Source organism: Methylobacterium sp. Leaf465 (assembly GCF_001424705.1).
Classification (GTDB): Bacteria; Pseudomonadota; Alphaproteobacteria; order Rhizobiales; family Beijerinckiaceae; genus Methylobacterium.
In genome coordinates this window covers 42773-53904 of sequence record NZ_LMRA01000013.1, presented here as the reverse complement: position 1 = coordinate 53904, position 11132 = coordinate 42773, and the positions used below count along the sequence as shown (strand labels likewise).

The following is an 11132-nucleotide window of genomic DNA, read 5'->3' as shown; positions in this document are numbered from 1 at the left end:
CTGCGATGCCTGGAACAAGATCATCGCCCAACCCTGGCGCCTCATGTCCATCGGACTGCGCCGATGGGCCCATGCGTTCTGATCAGTGAGGATTGGTATTACCGCACAGCATGGATTGAATCCCAAGACGGTCGCGAAGTGGTGCAAGCGTGCCTTCGTGCATGACGCGGCGAAGGGACCGAAGACGCCGCGCTCGACTGTGCTCACGACCGATGAAGAGGCAGTGATCGTCGCCTCCGCCGGTGCACCCTGCTGCCGCTGGACGATTGTTTCTACGCGCTTCAAGCCACCATCCCGCAACTGACCCGATCATCGCTGCGTCGCTGTCTGCAGCGCCTTTGGATCAGCCGGTTACCCGAGGTCGGCGGCGACAAGCTCAGCAAGCAAGCGTTCAATGTCTACCCGATCTGCTTCTTCCATATCGACATCGCGGAAGTGCGCACCGGCGAAGGCAAGCTGTACCTTTTGGTTGCCATCGACAGGACATCCAAATACACCTTAACCCAACTGCACGAACGCGCCGAATGAATTTCTAGAGAGCTTAACTTAGATAAATAAAGATTCACTAATGCACAGTTCTATCTTTGTCCGTTTTTATGTCGTAAGCTTGGAGTAGAGGACAAATATTACAAAGCTCGTCTCTGACGGAACCGAACACCGGCCCCTCCGCCGTTTTCTGGAATGAGCTCAAGGCCAGCGTTTTCGAGCGTATTTAAGATCGCTCTTACATTTGCGGCGGTAGATGTGACCGGTCCATCCTTTAGTTCGGCTCGCCTAATAGTAGCAACGCCAAGTTTGGAATTCTCTGCGAGTTCCTCCGCGCTCCAACGAAGGAGTGCGCGAGCTGCACGCAGCTGCGCACCTGTGAGCACGTCTTGATCCTTACGACGCATATTGATCTGCCAGCATTCATGTGATATGAATTTGATCACAAGATCGAAAGTGGATCAAAATCATGGCCCTTCGCCGAGCACTATCGTGGTCCGCCGCCATACGCGATATCCGAGCGGATCGCATCCATTTTGCTCCTGGGGATCGTCAAACTGCGTTGCGGCAACGAGCGTTCGCTGATCTCGCCTTTCGTCGCGCACAGTCATCAGCGCGGATCGATCCTCTCCTTAATTCTGAAGCCTACGACCGCAGAGCTATCATGCGCTTAGCCGTTGCTGCTGCGAAAGCTCGCCGAGCCGCGACTGGTGAAGGGTGGCGGGTCTGTGTGTCCGCAGCTTTGGAAGGAACATGGAGGGCCGCCAAGGCCGCTCGTCTTACGGCCGGGTGGAATGCGAGCCGATCCGTAGTGAATATCAATGAGACTTCTTCTCGCACAGGACCTGAGCCGAAGCTGCCCGCAGTACGCCCGAATGCAACTTTTGAAGATGCGGATGCATCATCAACGCGATTGCCGCGAGTGACGCCGAACGACAGATTTTTATCGGCAGCCCATTCCGCCAGAACGGATCCCTGGCGCCTCGTGTGAAGCCTGGCCGTCGGCATGAGTGTGATTAGCGACTGAATTCAAGCTCTATTGCGGCCCACCTGTTGGGACCGCCTGATCCTCTCACCAACCCAATCTAATCAGGAGGCTCACTATGCCCCACAGGAACCCGCGCCAGCGCGCGACTGATCCTGCACGTCCTACATTGGCTTCCCTGGGTCTGCAGGTGAGACTCGTAAGCCGTGAAGATGATGAGCAACTCAGAGCGTTGATCGAGCGATATGAGCAACTTCTTAGCGACTGGGAGCAGCTTTCCTATCGGGCTCTGAAGGCGCTTACAGACCGTCCGAATCTCCCAAGTGGGGGCGCCGATGCCGTACGTCGCGCTTGAAGACGTTGGCACAACGAGACGTGGGTCTTTATCGAATCGCCGTCGGCTTCAGGCTTGGGAGCGGACGGGCGGGACCTGCGTGTTTTGCGATTGTCGCATCGACGGCGTGCGGGACCGCTGGATCGTCGAGCACATACGCGCTCTCGAACTCGGTGGGCCGGATGAGATCCACAATCTCGGGCCAGCGCATGAGGCATGTGGGCGTGAGAAGACACGCGGTGATCACGCTCGAGCTGCCGACGCGAAACGACAAAAGCTCCGGCATCGTGGTGCGAGGGTCATCAAGCGCCCGATGCCTGGGTCACGGGCTTCTGCACTCAAGCGTAAGGTCGATGGAACCGTTGTCCTCCGGGAGGAGCGTCCAAGGTCTCGCCGGTCTGGCAGGCTTAAACCCGAAAGCGGTGAGGCTGAAGCATCCGGCTCAACGCCGATCGTGGTGGATGCCGCGACCAATTCGATTGAGCGCCTTTGGCCGAAGGTAGTGCTTTCGGCTAAGGAGGTTGAGTCAGCAGCGGTGAATCAAATGGCGAACCGAACGTCAGCGGAGGCAAAGTCAGCCAATGATACCGGGGGGGACGACTCGGTCTCAGGTGACGTCTTGCCGGCAATCCCAATTCACCTCGACTTCCTATTTCGCGATCGACCCTTGATGCCAGGCGAAGACCCAAAGCAGTACCAAACCCTCTTACGCAACATCATCCAGCAGATACGTCCCGCGGACGTGATCGAGGCGATTTGGGTCAAAGACATCACTGATCTGATTTGGGAAGCGAATCGGATCCGGCGTTGGAGGATGCAGACCCTTATTCGAGCTCAGGTGAGAGCAGCAGAGAACCTGATCCGTCCTACTCTCCCCGACGCGCATCCTCCCGGTTCAAGTCAACCCACTGAGTCATCTGCTGAAACCCTCGCAGTGGGCTGGATGGAAGGCCGCGAAGAGGAGCGGGCTCAGGTCAATGAGATCCTCGGGAAGCGCGGTCTTACTGCTGAGGACGTAGCAGCGCACGGCTTCTTGTCGACTTTATCATTCGTCGAACGCCTCGACCGGATGGCTTCGTTGGCTGAACAACGCCGAGATGCGCTCCTACGCGAAATTGAGCGTGCACGAGCAGCCTTTGGTCAGCGTGCCCGGAAAGCTGCCGCGGACGTCCTCGAGATCGAACGATCGAGCGAGCAGTGATTTTTGATCGTTGTTCTTCAGTGCAGCGATGACCTCTGAACGCGCAAGCCATGCCAATCGCTGCAATTCTAGAAAGAGCACAGGCCCACGCACATCTTTAGGTAAGGCTCGATCGAAACAAAATGCCCTCCAGCACGGTCTCTCCGTTGTCGAACCCAATTCACAAGCGGAGGCGGAAATCGAATATCTTGCGGTGCTAATAGTGGGAGATTACAAAGCTGATGCAGTCATTTTGGCGGCAGCTCGGACTGCTGCTGAGGCGCAGGTTTACCTACAACGTGTGCGGGCGTTTGGGATCGCAATGCTGCGAAGTGGTACCGCAGATGCGACATCGGAAGCTGAACGAGGTCACTGCTCATCGAATGTGCCCTCGCCAAAGACCTTTGTTGAGCTTGAAAAACTGAGCCGGTATGAAGCTCGGGCCTTGTCTCGCCGAAAGTTTGCCTTCCGACGGTTCCTTGCACTTGTCAATCGAGAGCAATAGAATTGGATTTTGAAGCGCCTTTAAGGGGCCGAGCTTGCCGCAAACCAAAGGCTGCAATCGCGAATTTGCCTAACCATCGACGTGAAAACCGTACGCGGCTGCTCGACCTTCATCAAATCGATTGGGCGACTGGAGGCGAACTGTCTTGTTCTCTGCCGCAACGTCGCTCACATTAACGGCTTGCGACACGCGGTTCGGTGCGACTTTTAGCTCGACACCGGGCCGCTCCAGAGTGCGCTAACAACTCTGACGAACTCCGATACACGCACTTTGTGAGTCGGCCTCAAGTTGTGTCTTGTGGATAGCATTCCTAATATTGTTAAGCGCGATACAGTACCTAGAATTATTATGGATAAGCTAAGCATCCGGACCGACTGCGGATATAGGTGGTCAGCCTGCTTAGCATACGGAAAATTATCTGGCGCTCAGACGATACATTGGTTTATTTGACCTCAGTGATGGCGCAATTCTCAGGATTTTTTGTATGTGGATGTGTGACGCAGTAGAAATTTGGCCTATAATGTATAAGTATCGGGCATCAACGGGAACACTACGACGCATCTCCTCAGGTGTTTTCGGAACGTTTCGTCATGTTCAGTCCGTCGGCCACCCGCGACGGTCATTTCTGCGGTGTACCTTTGGCGGCAGGAAGATCCTATTACGATAGTTGCGCGCATCGGCCTACTGCGATCGTTTACGTTATCTAAAAAGCCTACGAGGACCTAATTATTATTCGAAAGATGAAACTACAGCCGAGTTAAAAAACAGGAGCCTGCGCCATGAAAGCAAGCATCTCCAGCACGCTTACCACCCATCCAAAGGCCAGCATCGTTCCCAGCAAGACGCTGCCACCGAGCGTCGGTATTTTTTGGGGCGTGCTTGAGAAGGGACGTACGGTGCTCGTTACCGACCGCTCGTCTCTCGGGGAAGCAGAAGCCTACGGTGATTGCCTTACCCACTCGCGCGGACACTATGAGGTCTGGGAAGCATGGCGTCGACTCGGCGCCACAGTTCTAGGCCGCCAAGGTCTGCCGCCGACCATTGCAGATCATGAATATGAAGCGTTCCCGAGAGGGCGGGTGGTCTATATGTGCGACCTTCGGTCATTCACTATCTACGCGGACCAAAACCTGCAGCAGTTAGAAACGATCGCTGAATTGCTCCGGCTTTTTGGACTGGCTGGAGAGTCTTACTTGGTGCGCGCAGATGCACACTACCGCACGTTCATCTAAGGTCGAGACCATCTGCCCCGACCTCAACGGCGCCTGGGGCTCAGAGCCCGTCCGATAATGTCCGGCCGGGGTTAGGTGGCGGGGATTCGAGAAGGGTGCTGAAGCCGCATTTGGACGTGCCATGTGGACCTCGATCACTCGCCGGCAGCATAGCCGTGCGCGCCTGTGCTACGAAACCGACCTGACGAATACGGAATGGGCGTGACCTGACCGGCTGGCTTTGGACCGGGCTGATTGAGAGGATCAGCCGGGACCGAAGGAGCTGGACATGAAGCGAGGTCAGAAGACGGGTGCGGAGCAGGTGGTTCTGAAGCTGCGCCAGATCGAGGTGCAGACGGCACAGGGCAAGAGCTTGGCTCTGGCGTGCAAGGAGGCAGAGATCTCCGAGCAAAGCTACTATCGCTAGCGTAAGGAATACGGGGGGCTGCAGATCGACCAGGCACGTCGAATGAAGGATCTGGAACGCGAGAACGCGCGATTGCGCCGGCTCGTGGCTGACTTGTCCTTGGAGAAGCAGGTTCTGGCGGACGTCGCCTCGGGAAACTTGTAGCCCCGGAGCGACGCCGGCAGGCCGTCGACGGCATTCGTGAGAAGTATGGTCTCTCAGAACGCCATGCCTGCCGGATCGTTGGCCAGCACCGGGGCACGCAACGCTACATACCGACCGTGCCGGCAGACGAGGATGCGCTGACCCGCGCCATCATCGTCTTGGCGTCTGAATACGGACGCTATGGCTACCGCCGCGTCACCGCGCTGCTGCAGGCTGCGGGGTGGCAGGTGGGCAAGGACCGGGTTCAGCGGATCTGGCGTCGTGAGGGGCTCAAGGTTCCGCAAAAGCATCGGCCGCGAAGCCGACTGTGGATGAACGATGGCTCCTGCGTGCGGCTGCGGCCTCTCCATCGCAATCACGTCTGGAGCTTCGACTTCGTGCAGGGTCAGACCCATGATGGGCGAAGCCTGCGCATCCTGACGCTGATCGACGAGCACAGTCGCGCCTGCCTAGCGCTCAAGGTCGCGAGGCGCATCAACAGCCTGGGCGTGATCGAGGCGCTGGCCGATGCGATGTGCCTGCATGGCATCCCGGAGAACATCCGCTGCGACAACGGCCCAGAGATGATCTCGAAGGCTTTGCGGAAGTGGGTCGCCAAAACCGGCCCGCAGATCCAGTACATTGCACCAGGATCGCCGTGGGAGAATGGCTACTGTGAGAGCTTCAATGGCAAGCTGAAGGACGAGTGCCTACGCCAAGAAATCTTCTACTCGCTGAAGGAGGCACAGACCGTGATTGGGATCTGGCAGAATACCTACAACCGCGTTCGGCCGCATTCGTCCTTGGGCTACCGGCCGCCCGCGCCTGTCACCTTCCCGGATCTGGCCTTCCGGCTACCCATGGCCGCTACCATGCAGTAGCCTCTCACTCGGCTCGGTCCAAAATACCGGTCAGGTCACTGGCTGACCGCCACTTTCAGGCCCTGACGCACTGCTGCCACGTACTTCTGCACATCGCGCTCGAAGATCGCGTCGCACTGCCCCGAGGTGATCGTCAGCCCGGCGGTGACCAGCGGCGCGCCCGCCGCCGAAGTGTGGCCGATGCCGATGGTCCATACGCCCACCGAGTCCTTGTAGGCCTTCAGCCGCCGCCCCTCGCGAGCGATCAGCACGGCTTCGCCGATGGGCGAGAGGTCCACAGGTGGTCTCCAGATTGTCGAGGCGTGAAGGATTGTCGGGCAAGGTGTGCCGGGCGGGGCACAGGTAACTCGCTGTCGCCACGGTAGGAGGCGACTCTCTTCAGGGGCCGATACGATGCAGAGCGCTCGAACGAAGCAGGTGCGGGCAGAGCGTCTAGGCACGACCCCGCGAGAGCGACCAACTGTCGTGGCCTACGACCCTTATTTTCCGCCGTTGCCCGCAGACGACGGCACCGTTCCGGATGTCAGGCCGGTAGTAGGCCGGTCCCTCGTATTCAATCCGTATTTCCCCAAGCTGGAGCGCATAGCCGTGGAAGGCTGAGGTCAGCGGAGCCGGGTCGGCCACGCGGACGAGGGACGGGATCAGCTCAATCGTCACGGCCACGCAGACCGTGCGATGCCGGGCGGCCACAGCTGGAGAGACCAGCGCGCAGAGGAGCGCGACGGCGAGCAGGGCGCGAGCCATGGGTGGTCTCCAGATTGTTAGGTTCGTGTCAGGCTCAGGCCGAAAGGCGAAGCGTGCGGCGTATCAGTTTGGTATCCGTAAGCACTTAAATCCCGTCCCGCAGCTATTTGCTGCGCCGACAGTTACCTGCTTTAGAGATCGGTCGATATTCACATAGAATGCGTTCTTCCCTGCGGAAAGAACCGCCGCTTCATCAACGAGCCATCCAAAGACTTTGTCGGTTCGATTATAATTTGAATACTGACCTGCGCCATACTTGATATTTGTTCCAGCGTTTCCGGAGCCCGCCAGACTTTGCGGCATTGTGATGCCGGCTTTTGAGGCTATTTGCTCCTCCATCATCAGTCCGTACATCGAAGCCCCGGGCTGCCCAGCTTCTCCGCCTACTGAGGCAGCACGGAATGCTGCGGTGCTCAAATAGCCGTAGGTGCTGGATTGGATGCCGATAGAGAGGTGAGTGTCGTCGGCGGCCGCCTTGTTGTTGTGGACGTGACCAACTGCGGCGACGAGGTAGGCAGCATGCTCGTTGCTGTAATCAGGGTTGGATGCCGCAAGCTCGTTGGTGGCGGCGCCGGTCCCAATCTGCGAAGCCTCCGCGAGAATGCCCGAGAAGCCCCGTCCCGTACCGCTGGTGCGGCCCGTGCTCGTAAACCAACCGGCGTGGAAGTCTTTCGACTGGGTCGAGTAGGCGAAGTTGTCTGCCTTGCCCGTCACGATCACACGAAGGCCGTTCGTGATCGCTCGATAGCCGCTCGACTCGTAAGGTGTCGTATCCCGATCACGCACCATGATGAAGCGACCGTCCCGGATCGCGCCCGGGTTGCTCGTCGGGATGGTGCCGGTGAGGTCCAGGAACTCGGCGTTGGCCGCTCCAGTGTTGTAGTTCGCGTAGGGGCCGCCGCTTGTCTGAGCCGCATCCACAAAGGCACGGCTGTCGAGAGGGAAGTCGCCCGTGAACTTGTAATTCCGCATCGCGGCGCCGGCCGTGAAAGTGCCAAGCGTGGTTGGAGCCGAAGCTCCTACAGGCGTTACCGACATAGCGGACAGATCGCCCGTCGAGCCCGAGCCTTTGATCTGCAGAGCGTCTGGCGCTGCGGTGAACTTGCCGGACCGCCAAGTGCCGAGCGTCGGCCCGCCCGGGAGGACGACTCGGTTTGACGTGTCGATTCGGCCAGGACCGAGGATCTGATCTGCGTGTGCCAGGGTGCTGAGTGCGAGCGCCGCGGCGAGGAGGGTGATTGAGGTGAGAAGATTGCGCATCAGACAGTCCACACCTTTTACTTCGAACGTCGGGTCAGTGATGACGTCTAAGCACGCCAGTCATGCCAATCGCCAAAATGCTGCAAAGAGCACAGGCCCTCGTACACCCTCAGAGAAAGCGCATTCGAAATTGAGTGCCCGCAAGCACGGCCTCTTGATTGTCGATCTCGATCTAGAGCAGCATCCGATCATGTTGGATCATATGCGTCGTAGCCTGCGCGTCTGAAGGCTTGTCGGATTGTGTCCCAGAGGTCGCTGATCGTTCGAGCGGCCTCGGCTCGAAGAATGGCCTTGAGCTTGGCGAAGGCGAGTTCGATCGGGTTGAAGTCGGGGGAATAGGGCGGCAGGTAGAGTAGCCTCGCCCCGGCCGCCTCGATGCGTTCGCGGATGCCGCTGACCTTGTGGGCGGGCAGATTGTCGAGCACGACCGTGTCGCCGGGCCTGAGGGCTGGGACGAGGGTTTCTTCGACATAGTCGCGGAAGCGCGCGCCCGTCATCGGTCCATCGAAGAGGGCGGTGGCTGTCAGGCCGCTGGTGCGCAGACCGGCGGTGACCGTGATGGTTTTCCAGTGGCCGAACGGCACCGCGACCCGGCAACGTTCGCCGCGCGGGGCTCGCCCATAGCGGCGGACCATCTTCGTGTTGGTGGCGGTCTCGTCGAGGAACACGAGCTTGTCCGGGTCGAGATCGAGCTGGCGCTCGAACCAGGACAGGCGCGCGGCCTTTACGTCCTCGCGCTCCTGCTCGGCGGCGTGGCCAGTGTTTTTTTGCGCGTGATGCCGTGACGCTTGAAGAAGCGGGACAGGCTGCTGACCCCGACCCGCAGACCCTGTTCGGCCAGACGGTCGCGCAACTCGTGCAAGAACAGCTCGGGCTGAGCTTGGTAGGTCTGCCGGATCAGGTCGGCCTGCGCCTCGATGGTGTGCGAGCGTTGATCGCCGCCCATCGGCTTGGCGTGTGTCCGACCCTCCTGCACGAAGGTCCCGTGCCAGCGCACGGCGCTGGCCGGGCTGACCTCGAAGCGCCGCGCCGCCTCCCGGCGCGAAGCCCCCGCCTCAATCGCGGCCACGACACGCTCACGCAGATCAACGGACAAGGCAGACGCCATCGGCTCTCCTCCTCGGAAAGCTGTCCATCGAATCACATCACCGCCGCGGCCGAAACCCTAGACGATTCATGTCGATCGGTGACCGCTCTAGAAAGCCATCGGCTCTCCTCCTCGGAAAGCTGTCCATCGAATCACATCACCGCCGCGGCCGAAACCCTAGACGATTCATGTCGATCGGTGACCGCTCTAGAAGCATGGCAAGGTCGTAATAGTGTCGTGAGAAATATTGTGGCGTTGCGGATTCAGCAGGGCGATGGGCTTCCGCATGCAAGGCGGTGGCTTTTTCCCAAAAGGTCCGCTGTGCAGCGAGCACGGTGACGGCGGCGTCGGGATCTTCGAAGAAGTCGGGATAGTCCTCCGCCGCATAGCAGCGGATGACCTTCTCCTCGGTCGGCCAGGGATCGCCGCGCGCGCCGAGTTCGAGCTTCACCCGTGGCGTGATGTAGGCCATGCCCTCATATTCGGCGACGGGCAGCGCGGTCGGATAGTGGAAATTCACGGTCTGCGCGTCGCTGGCATCGATCTCCAGCGACCAGGCGCCATCGGTCGGTTCGCCGAGTTGCTCGATGATGGCGTCGCGAAGCGCCGGAAGCAACTTCTCGGCGATATGCTCCTCGACGTCGGCCACCAGATCTTGGATGAGTTGGGCCGCCTTCTTCCGGCTGATTCCGTCCTTCTCGGGATCACGGTCGCCAACGTAGCCGAGGTCGGCGCGGTCGAAGGATAGATCGATATCTTCGGAGAAGCGGCGGATCGCGCCGAACGCCTTGGAAAGGGACGTACCGCCCTTGAAGACCAAGGTGGCAGCGTCCTTTCCTTGCAGGCAGAAAAGCCGCTTCAAGGTCCAGCAGACCCAGAAGTCCTTTTCGATGATCGCGTCGGCGATACCTCGGCCTGCGCCGGTCTCGCCAAAAAGAGCCGCCCGATCGGTAGCCGGAAGAAGAGCGACTTTATCCATCCAGATCGCCCGACGCTGCGTTGGCGATCAAGACGAGCGTCGGCCTCATCCAGGCGGGCGCTTGGACCGCGGTGGAGGCAAGCGTCTTCTTGTCGCTGGCCGACAGGCGACGCGCTGCGACTTGTGCGACGTCGGCGGCGCGCACCTGCCCCACATGACGAAGAGCCTGGACGACGGTGCCGGCCGGGCTTCCCGGAGCAATCAGATGCTTGGGCGAGGCGTGACGCAGATCGACCACGCGCTTGCCCAGCACGACGCGGCGGGAGGGGCCATCGGTCAGATAGGTGCTCTTCGCCGGAACCTGGGTCGAGAGGCCGAGCGCGTTGGCCGCGCGCGCGCCAGCGATCTGCACCTGCGAGTCGGTCTCGCGTGCAAGCGCCTGCGCAACGTCGTCGGGAGTTGGAGAAAGCGGGCCGAGCTTGGGATGGACCTTGGGGAAATCATATAAGCCACGCGCCAGGCGGCGGAGCTTTCCGGTTTTCGCCAAGCGGGAGAGGGCTTGGTCTACCGCTGCGCGCGCCGCCACGTCCAGGAAGTCACGAGGCGTGAAGACGCCGCCACGCCCGCCAGCGCGGGCGCGTCGCATGATCCGATCCGGAACTGATGTGACAGTGGCTTTCATGCGTCAGAAAATAGTACATCTTTTTCTGACATTCAAGGGGCGCCTAATAGGGAGGTGATAACGGTCCGTCAGGCCCTCGTGCAGGCTTACTCTGGGGCGTGGTTGGCGGACCTCGCTCACCGAACGAAACCTTGCTATAAGACGAGTGACGGTACTTTTCCGCTAGCTGCCGAGCTGCTTCCAGCCGCTGGAAAATCGGTTATCAGAGGTAATCGACCTCGATAAATACCGAAACCATGCAAGAAAATTTTCGTAGAAAAAGCTGTTTAAAATCAACAGCGTAGGTTTTTGACGGTCCCCGTGTCGGC

7 protein-coding genes and 4 pseudogenes are annotated in these 11132 nt (G+C 59.6%); 5 read left to right on the top strand and 6 right to left on the bottom strand.

The window, feature by feature from the left end:
• Positions 1-43: 43 nt before the first annotated feature.
• From ASG51_RS25035 to ASG51_RS11405, 5 genes and pseudogenes are all read left to right on the top strand, one after another.
• Positions 44-522: pseudogene (locus tag ASG51_RS25035) on the top strand (IS481 family transposase); the annotation flags it as partial.
• 1950 nt (positions 523-2472) lie between these two features.
• Positions 2473-3006 (top strand): hypothetical protein, encoded by a 534-nt coding sequence (locus tag ASG51_RS25025; RefSeq protein ID WP_244480131.1) that lies wholly within the window; start codon positions 2473-2475, stop codon positions 3004-3006.
• Between the two features lie 1263 nt (positions 3007-4269).
• The gene (locus ASG51_RS11415) at positions 4270-4722 is read left to right on the top strand and encodes a hypothetical protein (protein WP_244480130.1); all 453 of its coding nucleotides are present in this window, start codon (positions 4270-4272) and stop codon (positions 4720-4722) included.
• 121 nt (positions 4723-4843) lie between these two features.
• Positions 4844-4924, top strand: a pseudogene (locus ASG51_RS24100) (IS5/IS1182 family transposase); the annotation flags it as partial.
• Positions 4925-4990: 66 nt separating this feature from the next.
• A pseudogene (locus ASG51_RS11405) lies at positions 4991-6132 on the top strand (IS3 family transposase).
• 35 nt (positions 6133-6167) lie between these two features.
• Here ASG51_RS11405 and ASG51_RS11400 read toward each other — a convergent pair.
• The 6 genes and pseudogenes from ASG51_RS11400 to ASG51_RS11375 all read right to left on the bottom strand — a co-directional run bounded on the left by ASG51_RS11400 (position 6168) and on the right by ASG51_RS11375 (position 10788).
• Positions 6168-6410, bottom strand: coding sequence for a glycoside hydrolase family protein (locus ASG51_RS11400; RefSeq protein ID WP_056380927.1), 243 nt, complete (start codon positions 6408-6410; stop codon positions 6168-6170).
• A 154-nt stretch (positions 6411-6564) separates the two neighbouring features.
• Positions 6565-6876, bottom strand: coding sequence for a hypothetical protein (locus ASG51_RS11395; RefSeq protein ID WP_056380925.1), 312 nt, complete (start codon positions 6874-6876; stop codon positions 6565-6567).
• Between the two features lie 63 nt (positions 6877-6939).
• Positions 6940-8136: a hypothetical protein gene (locus ASG51_RS24095; protein ID WP_156389675.1), complete on the bottom strand. Its 1197-nt coding sequence runs from the start codon at positions 8134-8136 to the stop codon at positions 6940-6942.
• A gap of 221 nt (positions 8137-8357) precedes the next feature.
• Positions 8358-9244: pseudogene (locus ASG51_RS23365) on the bottom strand (IS630 family transposase); the annotation flags it as partial.
• Between the two features lie 136 nt (positions 9245-9380).
• A complete protein-coding gene (locus tag ASG51_RS11380; RefSeq protein ID WP_244480129.1) occupies positions 9381-10202 on the bottom strand; it encodes a nucleotidyl transferase AbiEii/AbiGii toxin family protein in 822 nt (273 codons plus the stop codon).
• Positions 10195-10788, bottom strand: a complete 594-nt coding sequence (locus ASG51_RS11375; RefSeq protein WP_056380919.1) for a DUF6088 family protein — start codon at positions 10786-10788, stop codon at positions 10195-10197. Before ASG51_RS11375 ends, ASG51_RS11380 begins: the two co-directional genes overlap by 8 nt.
• Between the last annotated feature and the right edge of the window lie 344 nt (positions 10789-11132).

Excerpts from the sequence above, each read along its gene's own strand:
- ASG51_RS11415 (WP_244480130.1), top strand. The coding sequence starts at position 4,270 with ATGAAAGCAAGCATCTCCAGCACGCTTACCACCCATCCAAAGGCCAGC.
- ASG51_RS24095 (WP_156389675.1), bottom strand. The coding sequence starts at position 8,136 with ATGCGCAATCTTCTCACCTCAATCACCCTCCTCGCCGCGGCGCTCGCA.
- ASG51_RS11395 (WP_056380925.1), bottom strand. The coding sequence starts at position 6,876 with ATGGCTCGCGCCCTGCTCGCCGTCGCGCTCCTCTGCGCGCTGGTCTCT.
- ASG51_RS11380 (WP_244480129.1), bottom strand. The coding sequence starts at position 10,202 with ATGGATAAAGTCGCTCTTCTTCCGGCTACCGATCGGGCGGCTCTTTTT.
- ASG51_RS11375 (WP_056380919.1), bottom strand. The coding sequence starts at position 10,788 with ATGCGACGCGCCCGCGCTGGCGGGCGTGGCGGCGTCTTCACGCCTCGT.